General features: G+C 47.3%; 18 protein-coding genes and 1 pseudogene. 3 read left to right on the plus strand and 16 right to left on the minus strand.

Annotation, left to right across the window (positions count from 1 at the left end; translation table 11 throughout):
* Nucleotides 1-20: 20 nt before the first annotated feature.
* The 3 genes and pseudogenes from cydB to ACO0K2_RS09855 form a co-directional block, all read right to left on the minus strand.
* Nucleotides 21-665, minus strand: a pseudogene (gene cydB, locus ACO0K2_RS09845) (cytochrome d ubiquinol oxidase subunit II); the annotation flags it as partial.
* A 5-nt stretch (nt 666-670) separates the two neighbouring features.
* Nucleotides 671-2,107 carry a cytochrome ubiquinol oxidase subunit I gene (locus tag ACO0K2_RS09850; protein WP_423018198.1) on the minus strand — a complete coding sequence of 479 codons (1,437 nt, stop codon included), beginning with the start codon at nt 2,105-2,107 and terminating at the stop codon, nt 671-673.
* Between the two features lie 142 nt (nt 2,108-2,249).
* Nucleotides 2,250-2,651 carry a DUF2946 family protein gene (locus tag ACO0K2_RS09855; RefSeq protein ID WP_423018200.1) on the minus strand — a complete coding sequence of 134 codons (402 nt, stop codon included), beginning with the start codon at nt 2,649-2,651 and terminating at the stop codon, nt 2,250-2,252.
* Between the two features lie 236 nt (nt 2,652-2,887).
* Here ACO0K2_RS09855 and ACO0K2_RS09860 point away from each other — a divergent pair, with 236 nt between their 5' ends.
* Both ACO0K2_RS09860 and ACO0K2_RS09865 read left to right on the plus strand, forming a co-directional pair.
* Nucleotides 2,888-3,028 (plus strand): hypothetical protein, encoded by a 141-nt coding sequence (locus ACO0K2_RS09860; protein ID WP_423018202.1) that lies wholly within the window; start codon nt 2,888-2,890, stop codon nt 3,026-3,028.
* Nucleotides 3,029-3,174: 146 nt separating this feature from the next.
* A complete protein-coding gene (locus ACO0K2_RS09865; RefSeq protein ID WP_423018204.1) occupies nt 3,175-4,650 on the plus strand; it encodes a pyridoxal phosphate-dependent decarboxylase family protein in 1,476 nt (491 codons plus the stop codon).
* Nucleotides 4,651-4,743: 93 nt separating this feature from the next.
* Here the strand turns inward: ACO0K2_RS09865 and ppsA are convergent, their stop codons facing one another.
* Nucleotides 4,744-7,161 (minus strand): phosphoenolpyruvate synthase, encoded by a 2,418-nt coding sequence (gene ppsA, locus ACO0K2_RS09870; RefSeq protein WP_423018206.1) that lies wholly within the window; start codon nt 7,159-7,161, stop codon nt 4,744-4,746.
* A gap of 333 nt (nt 7,162-7,494) precedes the next feature.
* Here ppsA and ppsR point away from each other — a divergent pair, with 333 nt between their 5' ends.
* Nucleotides 7,495-8,343: a posphoenolpyruvate synthetase regulatory kinase/phosphorylase PpsR gene (ppsR, locus tag ACO0K2_RS09875; protein ID WP_423018208.1), complete on the plus strand. Its 849-nt coding sequence runs from the start codon at nt 7,495-7,497 to the stop codon at nt 8,341-8,343.
* A gap of 141 nt (nt 8,344-8,484) precedes the next feature.
* Here the strand turns inward: ppsR and ACO0K2_RS09880 are convergent, their stop codons facing one another.
* The 12 genes from ACO0K2_RS09880 to fabD form a co-directional block, all read right to left on the minus strand.
* The gene (locus ACO0K2_RS09880) at nt 8,485-9,273 is read right to left on the minus strand and encodes a TrmH family RNA methyltransferase (protein ID WP_423018210.1); all 789 of its coding nucleotides are present in this window, start codon (nt 9,271-9,273) and stop codon (nt 8,485-8,487) included.
* Nucleotides 9,270-9,866, minus strand: coding sequence for a ribonuclease HII (gene rnhB, locus ACO0K2_RS09885; RefSeq protein ID WP_423018212.1), 597 nt, complete (start codon nt 9,864-9,866; stop codon nt 9,270-9,272). Before rnhB ends, ACO0K2_RS09880 begins: the two co-directional genes overlap by 4 nt.
* A 1-nt stretch (nt 9,867) precedes the next feature.
* The gene (locus tag ACO0K2_RS09890) at nt 9,868-10,119 is read right to left on the minus strand and encodes a glutaredoxin family protein (RefSeq protein WP_423018214.1); all 252 of its coding nucleotides are present in this window, start codon (nt 10,117-10,119) and stop codon (nt 9,868-9,870) included.
* A gap of 146 nt (nt 10,120-10,265) precedes the next feature.
* Nucleotides 10,266-11,735, minus strand: coding sequence for a DegQ family serine endoprotease (locus tag ACO0K2_RS09895; protein WP_423018216.1), 1,470 nt, complete (start codon nt 11,733-11,735; stop codon nt 10,266-10,268).
* Nucleotides 11,736-11,777: 42 nt separating this feature from the next.
* Nucleotides 11,778-12,767, minus strand: a complete 990-nt coding sequence (locus ACO0K2_RS09900) for a MucB/RseB C-terminal domain-containing protein (protein WP_423018218.1) — start codon at nt 12,765-12,767, stop codon at nt 11,778-11,780.
* 32 nt (nt 12,768-12,799) lie between these two features.
* Complete coding sequence (locus ACO0K2_RS09905) at nt 12,800-13,471, minus strand: sigma-E factor negative regulatory protein (RefSeq protein WP_423018220.1); 672 nt, start codon at nt 13,469-13,471, stop codon at nt 12,800-12,802.
* 54 nt (nt 13,472-13,525) lie between these two features.
* A complete protein-coding gene (gene rpoE / locus ACO0K2_RS09910) occupies nt 13,526-14,128 on the minus strand; it encodes an RNA polymerase sigma factor RpoE (RefSeq protein ID WP_423018222.1) in 603 nt (200 codons plus the stop codon).
* 143 nt (nt 14,129-14,271) lie between these two features.
* Nucleotides 14,272-14,724: a protein YgfX gene (locus tag ACO0K2_RS09915; RefSeq protein ID WP_423018224.1), complete on the minus strand. Its 453-nt coding sequence runs from the start codon at nt 14,722-14,724 to the stop codon at nt 14,272-14,274.
* A 68-nt stretch (nt 14,725-14,792) separates the two neighbouring features.
* Nucleotides 14,793-16,034, minus strand: coding sequence for a beta-ketoacyl-ACP synthase II (gene fabF, locus ACO0K2_RS09920; RefSeq protein ID WP_423018226.1), 1,242 nt, complete (start codon nt 16,032-16,034; stop codon nt 14,793-14,795).
* A gap of 35 nt (nt 16,035-16,069) precedes the next feature.
* Entirely contained in the window at nt 16,070-16,309 is a 240-nt protein-coding gene (gene acpP, locus ACO0K2_RS09925) for an acyl carrier protein (RefSeq protein ID WP_422988606.1), read from the minus strand.
* Between the two features lie 151 nt (nt 16,310-16,460).
* Nucleotides 16,461-17,213, minus strand: coding sequence for a 3-oxoacyl-ACP reductase FabG (gene fabG, locus ACO0K2_RS09930; protein ID WP_423018228.1), 753 nt, complete (start codon nt 17,211-17,213; stop codon nt 16,461-16,463).
* Nucleotides 17,210-18,142 carry an ACP S-malonyltransferase gene (gene fabD, locus ACO0K2_RS09935; protein WP_423018230.1) on the minus strand — a complete coding sequence of 311 codons (933 nt, stop codon included), beginning with the start codon at nt 18,140-18,142 and terminating at the stop codon, nt 17,210-17,212. Before fabD ends, fabG begins: the two co-directional genes overlap by 4 nt.
* Nucleotides 18,143-18,144: the final 2 nt, after the last annotated feature.

Raw genomic sequence — 18,144 nt, forward strand, 5'->3', positions numbered from 1 at the left:
ATAACTAGGTTTATAGACACCAAAGGCGTCCATACCGTAACGACCAGAATGGCAATAGAAATTAGCACGGTCAGTGGTTTGGTTAGGCGCAGCATTCGTTCTTGTAGTTCACCTTCGGTCTTGATGATGAGCCAGGTACTTCCGAGTAATGCGTAGACGATCAGTACACCGAACCCGCAAATCAGTGGAAATGGACGAACAAAATCCCACGTGCCACCAACGTACTCCATACCATTCATAGGAATGCCATCAACGTAAGCACCCAGTGCCACCCCCTGAAAATAAGCCGCGCAGATAGAACCAACAATAAAGGCCTTATCCCAGAGATGTCGCTCATGGTCTTTGGCTTTAAACCTGAATTCAAAGGCAACGCCACGAAATATTAATCCGAGCAACATCAGTATTAAAGGCATATACAAAGCAGTCAGTAATACGGAATAGGCGACCGGAAATGCAGCCAATAACGCCGCACCGCCCAAGACAAGCCACGTTTCATTTCCATCCCAAACAGGTGCCACCGTATTCATCATCACATCACGATCATCGCTATGTTTGACAAACGGAAAAAGAATGCCGATACCAAGATCAAAGCCATCCATCACGATGTACATAAAAACGCCGAAAAAGATAATCACGGCCCAGATAATTGAAAGATCGATACCCATGATGATTAACTCCATTGATCTGGGTTGTGAACAAATGCCATGTCTTCGTTTGTCGCTGACAGAGGGCGGCTTGCCGTATGGTTTTTACCCGCACCACCAACAGGATGTGCTTCATCCTCGTAGGCTTGTGGTCCTTTTTTGATCAAACGCAGCATGTAAGTAATGCCGATTCCAAAGACAGGAAAATACACCGCCATAAAAAGTCCTAACGATAATGCCAATGCTTCAGGCGGATGCGCCGAAGCTGCGTCGGATGTTCTGAGTAATCCATACACCACCCATGGCTGACGCCCAATTTCGGTTGTCATCCATCCAGCAAGAATGGCAATCAAACCTGAGGGGCCCATGGCAACCAAGGCACGATGCAACCATGGCGACGTGAACATGCGCCCTCTCCATCGAGCCCAACTCGCCCACAACCCCAACGCGATCATGGCGATGCCAAGTCCAACCATCACACGGAAGCTAAAGAACAGAATGGTGGCGTTGGGACGGTCCTCTTTGGGAAACGTGGCGAGACCACGAATATCCCCCTCAAGACTATGGGTGAGAATCAGACTACCAAGTTGCGGAATCGCCAATTCATAGTGATTTTTCTCTTGCTCCATGTCAGGGATTGCAAACAAAATCAATGGCAATCCTTTCTCTTGCGCATCGCTTTGCCAATGTCCTTCTAAAGCAGCGATTTTTGCAGGCTGATATTGCAGGGTATTGAGTCCGTGGGCATCGCCTATCAATGCCTGAATCGGAGCAACAATGACGAGCATCCATACCGCCATCGATAACATTTTGCGGTTAGCAGGGTTATCGTTTTTGCGGAGTAAATGCCATGCCGCGCTTGCGGCAACAAGACTTGCTGTCGCTAAAAAAGCTGCAACACCCATATGAAGTAAGCGATAAGGAAATGAAGGATTAAAGATAATCGCTAACCAGTCAGTCGGCACCACAGCGCCGTTGACAATCGCGTACCCTTGGGGTGTTTGCATCCAACTATTCGAAGCGAGAATCCACGTTGCCGAAATCAGCGTCCCCAGTGCCACCATACAGGTAGCAAAGAAATGTAATGCACGCCCTACCCGATCCCAGCCAAACAACATCACACCGAGAAAGCCGGCCTCTAAGAAGAAAGCGGTCAAGACTTCATAGGCGAGTAATGGTCCAGTAACACTGCCAGCAAAGCGAGAAAAACCTCCCCAATTCGTCCCAAACTCGTATGCCATGACGAGCCCCGAGACAACACCCATGCCAAAATTCACCGAAAAAATCTTAATCCAGAAATGATACAAGTCCCGATAGACTTGTTTGCCGGTACGAAGCCAACGATACTCCAGAACGGCAAGATAACTCGCCAGTCCAATCGTGATCGCTGGAAAAATGATGTGGAATGAGACAGTGAACCCAAACTGAATTCGTGCCAATTCCATCGCAGAAAAGCCAAACATAATGAACTCCAGAAAATGCTACTTTTTTCTATCGGACGCACCGCGCCCCACCTCCGTCGCATCAAAGGACGGAAGCAACTGGATAGAAACTTGTTACTGTTTGAATAGTGATACCGAGAGATAAAGCACGAACAGAACGCGCTTAGCCGGTCATTGAACCCACGGTTGGAGGGGCACGAACATGCGGTCTTCCCCAAGGAATAGCCTTAACTAGAAAGAATTCGAGATCACGACCTCTGAGCCTAATCGGAGAGCGCGCAACGAATTCACTCAGCGCATTGGAAAGCGGGAAGAAAAGCTGCTCGCTGTGAACATAACAAAGGTGGCAATGCTCGCCCGCATGGTTACTTGGCAGCGTTGGAGAGTTAAAACGAGACTGTGCTTGTGTTTGATCCGTTGATGCGCGGGACGTGCAAATATCTTGAATCAAGCGATCGCCGTTCGCCGATACGCCACCAGAAACATGACGAAGACTCCCCCCTACCACCATACATAGCATCAGTATGGTCGTGATCCAGCGAGACAATTTTTGGGAAAGGCGCATAGCGGTTGGTATTACAAGTAATTCTCATCGATACGGACGATGACTCATCGCTATCTTCCCTTGGAAACTCGTCGTCTGACGATGAATCTCTTTGGTCGATTTTTAGATTTTGTCAATTCCGTCAATTTCAATTTTCCAAACTTTCAGTAATTACTGAATTTTCGAAATTATACGTTGTTTTATATAAAGCTGCAGACGCTGACGCGCCTTGAGATCTCCCTCTTTTTTGAGGAGTTATGGTGAGATCAAAGTCGACCGAAGACACTGCTATTCGGCACACGCCGTTTGTTTATCTGCAACAGCAAATTTTTAACGTTGTCGTTAATTTCTTGTTCGGTCTGAATCAGTACGATACGTTGAGGGACTTAGCGACGTGAAAAAGCACGAGCGATTTATTCGCAGCTGTTGCTTTCACATCGTTATTAACATTCCTGACGTTGCCCGTGCGATGCGGTTTTCTCGCGCGATATTGCAATGTCGAACTTTCGGACAATAGCCTCTCTTACAGAAGGAATCTCTCGTTATGGCAAGCACTCTTGATTACAGCATGGAAGAATTTGAATCAATCTTGCAGAAGACAAATAAAATTATTTTAAAGAAGTATGAACAGAGTGCTGCGCAGCCAGGCTTTTGTAGCTCAAAACAGAAGGACATCGAAGAACTATTTAATGAGCCTCTACCTCGCCAAGGAATGGATCCACTTGCCTTACTTGATACGGTAGAGCAAAACGTTTTTGCCAACGCAAACGGAAACTTTGGTCCCAACATGTATGGGTATGTCATCTCTGGAGGCAATCAGATGTCGAGCGTTGCCGATTTTTTGGCCTCGACGATCAATCAAAATGTCGCGAAATGGCACATGTCACCTGCGATGACAGAGATCGAGAAGCGCGTCGTTAAATGGACTGCAGAGATGATCGGTTATACGCCTGAGGCTGGGGGCGTGATGGTCAGCGGAGGCTCTGCAGCGACCCTTGCCGGACTCACCGTCGCCAGAAATATTTTCTTTAGAAAACTCCATATCAATCAACGAGGTCTGTTTGGAATTAAACCGTTCACCGTATATTGCTCGACAGAGACCCACAATTGTACGGATAAGAGTGTCTCTTTACTCGGCATTGGCACCGATCAGCTACGCCGGATCCGCGTCAATGACGACTTCACTATTAATCTCAATGCACTTGAAAGCCAGATTCGTGCAGATATAGCCTCAGGCTACACGCCTTTTTGTATCATTGGTAATGCCGGTACCGTGAATACTGGCGCCATCGATGATTTGGAAGGATTGGCAGCGATCGCAAAAAAACATGACCTCTGGTTTCACATTGATGGCGCTTACGGCGGATTTGCCGCTTCACTACCAGATCTGAAGCCAAAATATAACGGTATGCAACTAGCTGATTCTATTGGCATTGATTACCACAAGTGGTTGTATCAGCCTTTTGAAGTGGGATGCACGTTGGTTCGTGATTGGAGTCAATTGCGTGAGGCGTATTTTAAGCGTGCAGAATATTTAGATAACTCATTAGAAGGGAAAGATGAAAGAACCGAGTTTAACGAGCATTATTTTCAGCTATCACGAAATGCAAAGGCGTTTAAGGTTTGGATGTCCCTCAAAGCCTATGGCTTCGAACAAATGCAAGCCATGATGCAAAAGGATATCAAACTCGCTCGCCACCTCGAGAGCCTCATTGATACTTCGGATGATTTTGAACTTAAGTCGAAAAGCGATCTTGGTATTGTGTGCTTTCGCTATATTGGCGTTAATTTAGAGCCTAACGCGATCACCGAAATTAATCAAAAGCTGATCATGGCGCTAGAGACCGATGGGCGAATTTTCATCACAGGCACGACGTTAAAAGACGAATTTGTTTTACGTGCTTGCATCATTAACCATCGAAAATGCGAGGCTTCTATTGAGTTTCTCATCAGTACTATTCGGGAAGTTGCTGAAAAATTGATGAACTTAGAGCCAGTGCAAGCGGCATGTTGCGCTTAAAGCAAACGCTTCGTTAAAAACAAAAAACGAGATGGAATAACCCATCTCGTTTTTCTATTTTTCGTCTACGTCGACAACAGCGTTACGTATTCGTTATTTACTTACCGCTGCCAGTTTCTGCCATGTATCAACAACAGAATCAGGATTGAGGGAGATCGATTCAATACCTTCTTTCATCAACCATTCAGCAAAGTCCGGATGATCGGATGGCCCTTGACCGCAAATACCAACGTACTTACCTAATTTCGTACAAGCAGCAATGACTTTTGACAGCAAAGCACGTACCGCAGGATCGCGCTCATCAAAGTCGGCTGCCAACAATTCCATACCGGAATCGCGATCCAAACCGAGCGTCAATTGCGTCAAATCGTTAGAGCCAATAGAGAAGCCGTCGAAATGTTGTAAGAACTCTTCGGCGAGAATCGCATTTGATGGCACTTCGCACATCATGATCAAACGCAAACCGTTTTCACCGCGCTTCAGACCATTTTTCGCCAACAAATTAACCACTTTTTCTGCTTGACCCAATGTGCGAACGAACGGCACCATGATCTCGACGTTGGTCAGGCCCATGTCATTACGGACACGTTTCATTGCCTGGCATTCCATTTCAAAGGATTCCGCAAAATCAGCTGCTAAGTAACGTGCAGCACCGCGGAAGCCCAACATTGGGTTTTCTTCATCAGGTTCGTAACGGGAGCCACCGATCAGTTTTTTGTATTCGTTTGATTTGAAATCGGACAAACGAACAATCACTTTCTTAGGCCAGAACGCAGCAGCAATCGTCGCCACGCCCTCCGCTAATTTGTCGACGTAGAAAGCACGTGGAGAAGCGTGACCACGAGCAACAGATTCAACAGCTTTTTTCAAATCAGGGTCGATATTCGGGTATTCCAGAATCGCTTTTGGATGCACACCAATGTTGTTATTGATGATGAATTCCAAACGTGCCAAGCCCACGCCTTCGTTTGGTACCGACTGGAAATCGAACGCTAACTGTGGATTACCCACGTTGAGCATGATCTTCAATGGCAATTTTGGCAGCTCGCCACGGATTTCTTCTGTGACTTCTGTTTCTAACAGACCGTCATAAATCTTACCCTCATCGCCTTCTGCGCAAGACACAGTCACCAATGTGCCGTCTTTCAACGCATCTGTCGCATCGCCGCAACCAACCACCGCAGGCACGCCCAGTTCACGCGCGATAATCGCAGCGTGGCAGGTACGTCCACCACGGTTCGTCACAATCGCCGCAGCGCGCTTCATGACGGGTTCCCAGTTAGGATCTGTCATATCGGCAACGAGAACGTCACCTGGCTGTACGCGTTCCATTTCAGATGGATCATTGATCACACGTACACGACCTGCACCAATTTTTTGACCAATTGCGCGTCCGGATGCTAAAACGGTACCGCTGCCTTTGAGCTTGAAGCGTTGTTGCGCGTCGGTCGCTTTTTGTTGGGATTTCACTGTTTCAGGACGTGCTTGCAGGATGTAAAGTTTGCCATCGCGGCCATCTTTACCCCATTCGATGTCCATCGGACGACCGTAATGTTTTTCAATGATGACTGCGTACTTTGCCAGTTCAACCACTTCGGTGTCAGTCAATGAGTACCGGTTGCGCATTTCAACAGGCACGTCCACTGTTTTGACAGAGCGTCCTGCTTTTGCTTCACCCGTGAATTCCATTTTGATCAGTTTAGAACCGATATTGCGACGGATAACCGGCAATTTACCCAGTTCCAACATTGGCTTATGCACATAAAATTCGTCAGGGTTCACCGCACCCTGTACCACTGTTTCACCCAGGCCGTAGCTAGATGTGATGAAAACCACATCTTTGAAACCTGATTCTGTGTCGATCGTGAACATCACACCGGCAGCGCCCAAATCAGAGCGCACCATGCGTTGTACGCCAGCTGACAAAGCGACCTCTGCATGCGTAAAGCCTTTGTGAACGCGATAGGAAATTGCGCGATCATTATAGAGTGACGCAAAGACGTGTTTCATCGCCTCAAGCACGTTATCAATGCCAACAACGTTGAGGAATGTCTCTTGTTGTCCAGCGAACGATGCATCTGGCAAATCTTCTGCGGTCGCAGAAGAGCGAACGGCGAAAGACATTTCTGCCGTAGAGTCTGCTACTAATTTGTTGTAAAACTCTTCGATTTCTTTCTGCAGACGTGGTTGGAATGGCGTATCGATAATCCATTGACGAATTTCTGCACCCGCTTTCGCCAATTCTTTGACGTCGTCGATATTGAGATTTGCCAGACGATCAGCGATGCGCTGAGCCAATGGCAAGCCACCATGTTCGCTGTGGGATAAAAAATCACGGAAAGCTTGCGCTGTGGTAGCAAAGCCACCAGGAACGCGGACGCCTGCACTAGCGAGTTGACTGATCATTTCGCCTAAAGATGCATTTTTTCCGCCGACAGATTCAACATCCGTCATTCGTAAATGCTCAAACGAGGCAACGTAAGTTGCTTCAGTATTTGCTGCGTTGGACATAACAACCTCTTTTTTGATGGTAAGAAATCTGTACAAATCACTGCTTACTGCTTCGTCTATCGCTATTTTTTTGTTATTCTTGGTGCGAACGATGCATCACGTGCTGTTGCAGCATTTTACATTGTGTCATGCAGATTTTCCTCATGCGCGAGAAGAATTTAACTTCTTTTTTATTTCATCGATAGGTAAAAATCTTTCACGTGAAAACATGTTGTCTTTTTGCAATTCACGCTAGTGGTGTTGGTGTTAATTTTGCACACTACATGTTGCAACGTACGGCATAAGCCGCTATCCGAACAAGGCACTTCTCACTTACATAAATAACAACACACCATGCCAGACTCACACACATCTGCACTACCCAAAGCCAATCGCACCGTTTTCTTTGTCTCCGATGGCACCGGCATCACGGCAGAGACCTTCGGACACTCCGTATTGACGCAATTTGATCTTAAATTCCGACAAGTCCGCTTGCCATTTATTGATACCATCGAAAAAGCGCATGATGCCGTTCGCCGGATCAATGATGCATTTGAGCAAGACGGTGCAAGGCCCATTGTCTTTTCAACACTCGTTAAGACCGAATTAGCAACGATCGTCTTTAAATCCAAGGGACTGCACATGGATTTGATTCAGACGTTTGTCTCACCGCTTGAAAAAGAGTTGGGTGTGAAATCGACACATACAATCGGTCGCAGCCATAACATTGCGGATTCAGAAGAATATAAAAACCGTATCGAGGCGATTAACTTCTCCCTTGCCCACGATGACGGTCAGTCAAACAAGAACCTGTCGACAGCAGACGTGATTTTGGTAGGCGTTTCTCGCTCAGGAAAAACACCAACGAGCCTTTATCTGGCCATGCAATACGGCATCAAGGCCGCCAACTACCCGTTGATTCCGGACGATTTTGAACGCGGCAAGCTGCCTTCTGTTCTTCCTGAATTTAAAAGCAAAATGTTTGGCTTGAGCATTGCACCAGAGCGTTTATCAGAGATCAGAAACGAACGCCGTCCGGGGAGCAAATATGCTTCGATTGAAAATTGTCGTTATGAGGTCAACGAAGCCGAGGCAATGATGAAAAGAGAAGGAATTCGCTGGCTGTCGTCAACAGCAAAGTCGATCGAAGAAATCTCGACAACCATCCTTCAAGAAATCAAGGCAGATATTAAGATTTATTAATGTCAATCGCCTCTCTTTGCACGACATTTAGCTGGTACAAATAAAAAAACTGGGAGAACTTTCATTCTTCCAGTTTCCATTATTCCGGTTCTCCGCTAAGCCGATAGGCCAACTTCCTCAAACTGACCAGCCCTTCATGTTTCATTGCGCTAATTGCTGGCGGACTTGCTCAAAGAAGCAAATTGCCGCGCTCGCAGCTACATTGAGTGATTCAATTGCGGCTTGCTGAGGGATGGTGACGGTTTCTGTCGCCATAGACATCAGTTCCTCAGAAACACCCTGCCCTTCATGACCAAACAACCAGATCACCGGCTGATCGAGTTTTGACACATAAATCGTTTTTGTTGTGTGGGAGCTCGTCGCTAAAACGGGAATATTAACCTCCCCTAAAAGGCGAGCAAGATCGACGTTTTCATAAATGTTCAACAGAAAATGCGCGCCCATCCCCGCGCGCATCACTTTGGGCGACCACGCCAGCACCGTGCCAGGGCTGCAAAACACATTTTTCACACCGGCTGCAGCCGCACTACGCAAGATAGAACCAAGGTTTCCGGGGTCTTGCAAGTTATCAAGGGCCACCGATGTTTGATTAATATCCGCGGGCGGAATCAGTGCGGGAGTCGCAATCAGAAAAAGAATCCCGACGCCATTTTCAACTTGACTCAAGGGTTGATACAACGCATCGGGCAAGTGGATGGTCGCGACATTGCTCTTCCCACATTGTGCAATCAGCGCTGCGACTTCAGGATCTGCCAAGGCAGATTCGGAGACGACACACATCTCAGGCACACCACGGTGCTGAAAGAATGCTTCACAAAGGTGGACACCATCGAGCAAGGTGCGACCAGACTTACGCCTCGCTTGCGAGCTTGTAGCAAGTTGTTTGAGCTCTTTGTATTGCGCGTTATCACGCGAGGTAATCAATTTCATTTTAATAAAGCCTTTACAGGCGCATAGGATCGACGGTGAAACGGAGCAACGCCATGTTCGCGCAAACGCTCTAGGTGCAACGCGGTAGGATATCCTTTGTGTTGATCTAATGCATATTGAGGATATTGTTCGTGCAGCGCATAAAGCGCGTGATCTCGGGCTGTTTTTGCCAAAATGGAGGCTGCAGAAATGGCGGCAACCTTATCGTCGCCCTTCACGATCGCTTCGGACCGCACCGACATCACAGGACAACGGTTACCATCAATCAATGCAAGGGTTGGTGTGACTTGTAGGGCTTCAACGGCACGACGCATTGCTAACATGGTGGCTTGCAGAATATTGAGCTCGTCGATTTCCTGCTCAGAACACTCAGCGACCGCCCACGCCAAGGCATATTGCTTGATTTCAATGGCTAAAGCATCACGCTTTGCTTCCGTTAATTTTTTTGAATCTCTCAATCCAGCAATCGGTCTATTTGGGTCAAGAATGACAGCCGCCGCCATGACAGGACCAGCCAAAGGCCCCCGCCCTGCCTCATCGACGCCGCAGATAATCTCATTCTCGTGATCAAACAAACTCAAATTTTCTTGCATGTTATCCCTGAAAAAACGCCTTTAAAGCACTTGGATCTAAAAAATAGTGACAAATCTCTTGGCCCGCTTGTCCGGGCTTCGTGCCGATCAAAACGGGTACCAACTCATCGTAGAGGTCGACTAACTCAGGACTCGTATCGACATCGATCACTTCTACAGTAAACGAATACTCTGGCGTATATGCCTGTAGTTGCTCGAGCATATCGTCACATAGGTGGCAATAACTCCGTGAATAAAGCGTCAATGCAATCATGATGACTACCTCAATGAATAGGGGTGCAATTATAAGTGCTGTGACACTGTGATTGATCAAAAATGATCGAACGCCAAATAAAAAGCTGCTCCAGAGTTTCCTCCGGAGCAGCTTTATGCCGACTTTTGGAACAGCAGCGCTGGCGATTACTGCGCTTGTGGTTTCACTAAAATGAACTGAGAGATCTCACCACGGCGGACCAACAGGGCAACGGCTTTCTTTCCATCCAATTTCGCAACCATAGCATCAAATTGTTTGGCGTCTTTTACATCGACGTTATTCAATGTCAAAATAACATCGCCCGGCAACAGACCAACCGCTGCTGCAGGACCATCGACAGATTCAATCACAACACCACCGCTCGGCAAATCCTTTTTCTGAGCAGCATTGAGATCGGTCGCAGAAATACCTAATACATTGGCCTGCTTCGCTTTTTTACCCGCCTTTTGGGTCGCTTTGTCCGACTCCATTTCAACGACGGTAATCGGTAACTCTTTCAACGCTCCCTTGCGCCATATCGTAATGGCTGCTTTGGAACCTGGCTTGACGGCACCGACGATACGCGGCAAATCAGACGATTTTGTAATGGCCTGACCATTAAATTTCAAGATCACGTCACCATCTTGGATTCCAGCTTTTTCAGCGGGAGAACCAGGTTCGATACGCACGACTGCAGCACCTTCGGCTTTTGCCAAGCCAATGGACTCAGCAACTTCTTTTGAGACTTCACCGATTTGAACACCAATCCGACCACGAGTCACTTTACCAGCAGACTTCAATTGATCGGCAACTCGCATTGCTTCATCGATGGGCACCGCGAAAGAAATACCCATATAACCGCCTGAACGGCTGTAAATTTGTGAGTTGATGCCAATGACTTCCCCGCGCATGTTGATCAATGGTCCGCCAGAATTTCCGGGATTAACAGCAACGTCGGTTTGAATCAGTGCCAAGTATTCGCCAGTATCACGTGCCTTAGCGGAGATGATGCCAGCGGTTACCGTATTTTCCAACTCAAAAGGCGAACCAATCGCAATCACCCACTCGCCAGCACGAATCTTGTCTGAATCACCAATGGTTGCTTTAGGTAATTTTGTACCTTCAATTTTAATCAGCGCAACATCCGTGCGTTTATCAAGGCCAATCACCTTGGCTTTAAATTCGCGTTTGTCCGTTAATTTGACGTAGATATCAGAAGCACCATCTACCACGTGCGCATTCGTCAGAACGAAACCATCCTGAGAGATGATAAAACCTGAGCCTACACCGCGAGGTACCTCTTCTTGATCCTGAGGGACTGATTTACGATTTTTAGGCACGGGCGCCTGACGTGGCATTGGCATACCAAAGAACCGTTGGAAGAATTCTTGCATCTGCTGATCTTCCGCACTGCCATCGGCTTGCGATTGCTGTACTTTTTCAGTGGTACGGATGTTAACGACGGCGGGACCAACCTTATCGACCAGATCAGTGAAGTCTGGTAAACCAGCGACGACTGGAGCTGCTTGCGCCACTGGTGTTGCGCTTACCAATCCAGCGGAGGACATCGCCACACAGATACTGAGAACGACACTAGAGACCGTTTTTTTGGATGGAAAATGATTTGTTTTGTTCATGGTCTTACTCACTTTTGTTACGTGGATTATTACCTGAATGTGTTATTTAGGTTTGAACTCAATCGAATTCATTACTTGTCGAATCGCACTGGCTGGCACTTCACCCACAACGGTCAACCAGTAATCGCCTTGACGCTTCGTCATAATCGTCATTGCGCCTTGCTGGAGGCTGCCTTCTGAGCGTTGCTCCATGTTAGGTTCAATGAACACCGAGATCGCCGCCATACCATCAGAAAAAATCATCTGCACGACTTGATGGGACACAGGCGCTTTCTTACCAGGAACGGTGGAAGGTGGCGCTGTAATAACGCGTTTCAGTTCCTTGGTTTTGATGAATCCCGCAGGCAATGATTTAACGATCCAACCTGAACTGATATTGGACTGTACTGTCAGGTTTTCAATGTGCCATTGCGATAAATTTTGAAAACTTGGCTTGAGTTTATTCTTATCAACATCACCGAGTTTGAGCTGTGTGAAAGCAATTTGCTCAATAACCTCATCGTGGTTATTGATCGTCTGCGCGCGCAACAACAAGCCCGATTGCTTCTCGGTACAAAGACGGTAACCATAACGCCCGCCATCTTTCGGCGACATCAGGTAAGTTTGACATTCCAAGCCTGCCACACGACTTACTTCGCCTTTTTTAAACGTATAGAAGTCGGGTAACTGGGCAGCGTTATGTGCTAACAAAGCCGGAAAGACTTCTTGCGTCACATCTTTTTCGACTTGGATCGTTTTGCTATCAGGTAAGTAACAGGACACTTCGTCATTTTTACGAATGTACTCCCGAGAATTCCCGTCAAGGATTTCTAGCTTTTCAAGTTCACCATTCGCATCGACATGGTGGGTGATTTTCGACGTCCGGATTTGACTTGCTTGTTGATAGACAAAGGTCCCAGAATAATTCAATTTTTGCGGTGCGGACTGGATCATCTTGATCAGACTTTGCACTTCCAGCTTCTCGTCTGCAGCCGTGCCAGTTGGCGAGGCATAGACCACACCATGTACGAGGCCAAGCGAAAGGACTAACAAGGAAACTTGAAAACGATTACACCGCATAATGTTTATTTCTCCGATGCGGTTGTGGTTGTCGCTGGCGTGACATACTGCGCCGCATTACTAATGGCAGGTGAAAACCGTTGATGAGCAATTAAATAGCTATCAATACGAGGATCCCGCATCATTTCGACGGCAGCTTCTTTCTCAGGGGTGTTTGCCTGATTCTGATCGACAGATGCGACATCATTCGCGCTAGCAAGAACTTGGGTTTCGCTTGGCGCTGACGCCGACACTAATTGCACCTGAGAGGTCGCTGAATTCGCTTTGCTGATCTGCGTTGGGTTAAATTGCTCATGCCCCATTTGGGACAATTGAGGCCCGAAAACAAACGCAAAGACAGCCGCTGCGGTTGCCGTGGCGACGGTCAAGTACGTCTTTAAATAAGAGCGAACACCATGCGCAGATGATTTTTCAGGGGCGACTTTTACATGCTTTTCAGGCATCAAAATGACAGGCTCTGACGCGAATCTCTCGGAAAAACGCTGCATAAAATCAGGGCTCACGACCGTCGCCAGATCATCAGAACGCACCACGTCACCAATCGCATGATAGGTGTCCCATGCTTCCTTCTCAGTGTCGGAGAGCAGTTGTTGCAACACCAACTCTAGTTGGGCGTCATCTAGCTCGCCATCTACTAACGCTGATATTTTTTCGTGTTTAGAAGTATCGTTCATCATTTTTTTGCCGTGGGGTACTACAAGTTCTGTTCAAAATAATCGTGTCTACGTCATTTACCAGCGATGTTCTGAGGAGGTGCCGAGTATCGGGCGCAGACGTTCAGCGATCGCTTCTCGTGCTCGGAAAATCCTACTCCTCACGGTGCCAATGGGGCACAACATCACCTCTGCAATTTCATCGTAGCTCAAACCTTCAATCTCTCGCAGCGTGATGGCATTACGTAATTCTTCTGGCAGCGCCGACATTGCAGCGTTAACAGTCGCGGCGATCTGCTTACTTGCCAACAAAGATTCAGGGGTATTAATGTCCCGAAGACCATCCGCATCAGAAAAGCCCTCCGCATCTTCAACATCACTGTCAGTTGAAGTCGGCGCCCGTCTTCCTTGGTTCACAAGATAATTCTTCGCCGTATTAATCCCAATACGATAAAGCCATGTATAAAACGCTGCTTCGCCGCGGAAGTTAGGTAAGGCTCGGTAAGCTTTGATAAACGCTTCCTGCACAACGTCTTCAGCTTCAGCCTGATCGTAGACGAGCCGAGACACGAGCCTCATTAGTTTCCGTTGATATTTGGAAACTAGAAGCTCAAACGCTTTTTTATCACCGCGCTGCACGCGTTCGACCAGTATTTGATCTATCTCGCGCTCTGTCGTCACTCAATCATCCTGTTTTTTGCCAAAACATCATTTTATAAACAAATCCTGAGGCGAAATGCGAAAAAATCATCGCCACCTTGCTAGATAGAGTTGGTTGCGGCATTTAAGTTCCCACCAATGCCTCAATTCTTTACGAAAATACTTTACTGCCGCTGCCGTAACCACAACATGGCGACGCGTAATCGTTGAAAGCTTACTAAATCAGTGCAGTCTGGAAGCACGATAAGCGACATTTTTTTATCGTCTTCGCGGCGAAAATGCAACACCATCAACATAGGCCAGATAACGCAACCAGCACTAAGGATAAGCTGGTCGCTTCTGATTGTGCCATCTTTGCCATCAAGACGAATGCTAAGACTACCGTTTTCAGCCATCGTCAACAAGGTTTCTGAAAACGTATCACAGACGAATTTAGCGCGAACAACAAGAAAACCCGCGAAGATGATCGTTGCAATAGTTGCGGACAACAAAGTCACCTTGTCACCAATAAATGGTTCGATAAAAGCCCAGAAAGCCGCTACAGCAATGCAGACCATTGCATAAACCGCCACGCGTAATAGCTTTGACGGTTTTAAGGAAATAGAAAATGTCATCATAATAAAAAAAAGCACTCCGCTTCCTAAGAAACGAAGTGCCTTCTTTGTGTAGGCGAAGTTCGCCTAACTTATACTTTAGCAAAAATCAAAGTACCATTCGTTCCGCCGAAGCCAAACGAATTTTTCATTGCAAAATCAATCTTCATGTCTCTGGCTGTGTTTGCACAGTAATCCAGATCGCACTCAGGATCTTGATTGAAAATGTTGATTGTTGGAGGTGAAACTTGGTTATACACAGCTAATACTGTAAATAACGATTCCAAACCACCAGCACCACCTAACAAATGGCCAGTCATCGACTTCGTCGAATTGACGGTCAATTTGTAAGCGTAATCACCAAATGCCGCTTTGATTGCATCAGTCTCATTTTTATCGCCGAGCGGAGTGGATGTGCCGTGTGCATTCAGGTAATTAATCTGATCTGCATTGATCCCTGCGTTTTTCAACGCATTGACCATAGAACGACGAGGTCCGTCCATACTTGGAGATGTAATATGATAGGCGTCGCCGCTCATGCCAAAACCTGAAATCTCAGCATAGATCTTTGCACCACGTGCTTTTGCGTGTTCGTACTCTTCCAAGACCATGACACCGGCCCCTTCACCCAGCACAAAACCATCACGGTCTTTATCCCATGGACGCGATGCCGTTGTCGGGTCATCGTTTCTAGAAGATAAAGCACGTGCCGATGCGAAACCACCCAAGCCCAATGGCGAAATGGTTGACTCTGCACCGCCAGCGATCATCACGTCAGCATCACCGTACTCGATCATACGAGCAGCTGATCCTAAACAGTGTAAGCCGGTCGTACACGCCGTCACAATCGCCAAGTTAGGACCTTTCAGTCCAAATCTGATCGACAAGTGACCGGAAATCATATTAATGATAGACGCTGGAACAAAGAAAGGACTGATGCGGCGTGGACCACGCTCCATCAGCGTTTCTTTTGTTGCCTCGATCAGTGGTAGACCACCGATCCCGGAACCAACGATCACCCCGATTCGCTCGGAGTTCTCTTCGGTTACGGTCAAGCCGCTATCCTGAAACGCCTGCACCCCGGCAGCAATACCGTAGTGGATGAAGGTATCCATGTTACGGGCTTCTTTGGCCGGAATGTATTCCTCGACGTTGAAACCCTTCACTTCTCCAGCAAAGTGCGTGGAAAAAGCAGTTGCATCAAATTTGGTGATCGTAGAAATCCCAGACTGTCCACCTTTGATTGCCTCCCAAGCGGAAGCAACTGTATTGCCGACGGGTGAGATGCAACCCAATCCGGTTACGACGACACGACGTTTAAGCGAACGACTCAAGCGTTTCTCCTGGATTTGAAAACAAGGTAACTGAATTATGCCTTAACGTGTGCAGTAGCGTAATCAATTGCTTGTTGCACAGTTGTGATTTTTTCAGCCTGATCATCAGGGATTTCCATTTCGAATTCGTCTTCGAGGGCCATTACCAATTCAACTGTGTCTAAGGAATCAGCACCTAAATCGTCAACGAAAGAGGATTCAGTTTTGATGTCTGCTTCAGCAACACCCAGTTGTTCAGCAACAATTTTCTTAACGCGTTGTTCGATATCGGACATTTGTATCTCCAGTGAAAAAATCAAAAAATAAGGGCCTACAGAAAGTGCGCGCATTTTAGCAGGTTTGTACCTAAAAAAAGCAAGCACTAAATTTGCTGCAATAACTCCGGTTAAATTCGGCGAAATTGCTCGCAATTAACAACAAAAAAAACTACGCCAAATACATGCCGCCATTGACATGCAAGGTTGTACCTGTAATGTAACCAGCATCAGGCGATGCTAAAAACACTGTTGCCGCCGCAATATCCTCAGGACGCCCCAACTTCGCCATCGGAATTTGCACCAAGATGGCTGCTTTTTGCTCGTCTGTCAGTGCTTTGGTCATATCGGTATCAATAAAACCAGGCGCAATGCAGTTCACCGTGATATTGCGACTACCAATTTCTCTCGCCAAAGCACGACTCATGCCTGCCACACCTGCTTTTGCCGCAGCATAATTCATTTGACCAGGGTTGCCGGATGAACCAACCACAGACGTAATATTAATAATACGACCGTGCTTCGCTTTCATCATACCCCGCAACACAGCACGTGATAAACGAGCGACCGAATTCAGGTTGGTCGAGATCACGTTATCCCAATCCTCTTCCTTCATGCGCATTGCCAGTTGATCTTGGGTGATGCCTGCATTGTTGACCAGAATAGACAAGCTACCGAATTCTTTCTGGATTTCCTCCACTAAGGAGCCGCAACGCTCAACATCATTCACATTAAATGCCATCCCTTTACCGGCATCCGCGCCAACTTCGGCGAGATAGGCGGAAATAGCTTCTGCACCCGCTTCCGTTGTTGCCGTTCCAATCACTCTAGCACCTGCCGTTGCTAGCGCGATGGCAATCGCCTTACCAATACCGCGTGATGCGCCAGTAACAAGAGCGACTTGATTTGCTAGTGGTTTATTCATTTCAGGAGTTCCAATACTTTTTCTAAGCTTGCTGCATCAAATAAGGCCTCGCCAATCAAATCACCATGAATTCGTTTGGTTAAACCTGCCAAGACTTTACCAGGACCACACTCAACCACATGGGTAATCCCTGTTGCCTGCATTTCACGAATGGTCTCGACCCAGCGGACTGGGCTTGCTGCTTGGCGCACCAACGCATCTTTAATGGATGCGGGATCAAGCGCGATCGCAACGTCAACATTATTAATCAGTGGAATAGCTGGGGCTGAAAATGACACACCTGCAAGGTACTCGCGCAAGCGATCAGAGGCTGGCTTGAGTAAAGAAGAGTGGAATGGTGCGGAAACAGGCAATACTAAAGCACGTTTCGCGCCCTTTGCTTTGGCAATCTCACATGCCCGCTCAACAGCTGCTTTGGTACCAGCAATCACCACTTGCGCTGGCGCATTAAAATTCACGGCTTCAACAACGCCTTCACTTGCTGCTTCTTGACATGCCGCAGCCACATCTTCATCAGACAAACCAAGAATAGCCGCCATACCGCCCTGCCCGACAGGCACAGCCTCTTGCATCGCCTGCGCGCGAAAGCGAACGAGCGGCACAGCATCTTTAAATGCAATCACACCTGCTGCAACTAATGCAGAGTATTCACCAAGGCTATGGCCGGCAACCACTTTTGGCGCACGACCACCAGCAGCTATCCACGCACGATAACAAGCGACAGCCGCTGTCAACATCACAGGTTGAGTGTTCGTCGTTAAGTCCAACTCTTCTTTTGGACCTTCAGCAATCAATTTCGCTAAATCGACTTGCAAAGCGTCTGACGCTTCAGCGATAGTTTCTTGAACAACGGCGTTATCGGCAAAACCATTTAGCATCCCGATGGCCTGGGAACCCTGGCCAGGGAAAACAAATGCAAATTGGGTCATGT

This window comes from Undibacterium sp. MH2W (assembly GCF_049340215.1).
Taxonomy (GTDB): domain Bacteria; phylum Pseudomonadota; class Gammaproteobacteria; order Burkholderiales; family Burkholderiaceae_D; genus Undibacterium.

Coding starts and splice junctions, on each gene's coding strand:
- ACO0K2_RS09915 (WP_423018224.1), bottom strand. CDS start 14,724: ATGATGACATTTTCTATTTCCTTAAAACCGTCAAAGCTATTACGCGTG.
- ppsA (WP_423018206.1), bottom strand. CDS start 7,161: ATGTCCAACGCAGCAAATACTGAAGCAACTTACGTTGCCTCGTTTGAG.
- rnhB (WP_423018212.1), bottom strand. CDS start 9,866: ATGCAAGAAAATTTGAGTTTGTTTGATCACGAGAATGAGATTATCTGC.
- ACO0K2_RS09880 (WP_423018210.1), bottom strand. CDS start 9,273: ATGAAATTGATTACCTCGCGTGATAACGCGCAATACAAAGAGCTCAAA.
- ACO0K2_RS09860 (WP_423018202.1), top strand. CDS start 2,888: ATGGTGAGATCAAAGTCGACCGAAGACACTGCTATTCGGCACACGCCG.
- ppsR (WP_423018208.1), top strand. CDS start 7,495: ATGCCAGACTCACACACATCTGCACTACCCAAAGCCAATCGCACCGTT.
- ACO0K2_RS09895 (WP_423018216.1), bottom strand. CDS start 11,735: ATGAACAAAACAAATCATTTTCCATCCAAAAAAACGGTCTCTAGTGTC.
- acpP (WP_422988606.1), bottom strand. CDS start 16,309: ATGTCCGATATCGAACAACGCGTTAAGAAAATTGTTGCTGAACAACTG.
- ACO0K2_RS09905 (WP_423018220.1), bottom strand. CDS start 13,471: ATGATGAACGATACTTCTAAACACGAAAAAATATCAGCGTTAGTAGAT.
- ACO0K2_RS09855 (WP_423018200.1), bottom strand. CDS start 2,651: ATGCGCCTTTCCCAAAAATTGTCTCGCTGGATCACGACCATACTGATG.
- ACO0K2_RS09890 (WP_423018214.1), bottom strand. CDS start 10,119: ATGATTGCATTGACGCTTTATTCACGGAGTTATTGCCACCTATGTGAC.
- fabD (WP_423018230.1), bottom strand. CDS start 18,142: ATGACCCAATTTGCATTTGTTTTCCCTGGCCAGGGTTCCCAGGCCATC.
- ACO0K2_RS09850 (WP_423018198.1), bottom strand. CDS start 2,107: ATGTTTGGCTTTTCTGCGATGGAATTGGCACGAATTCAGTTTGGGTTC.
- ACO0K2_RS09865 (WP_423018204.1), top strand. CDS start 3,175: ATGGCAAGCACTCTTGATTACAGCATGGAAGAATTTGAATCAATCTTG.
- fabG (WP_423018228.1), bottom strand. CDS start 17,213: ATGAATAAACCACTAGCAAATCAAGTCGCTCTTGTTACTGGCGCATCA.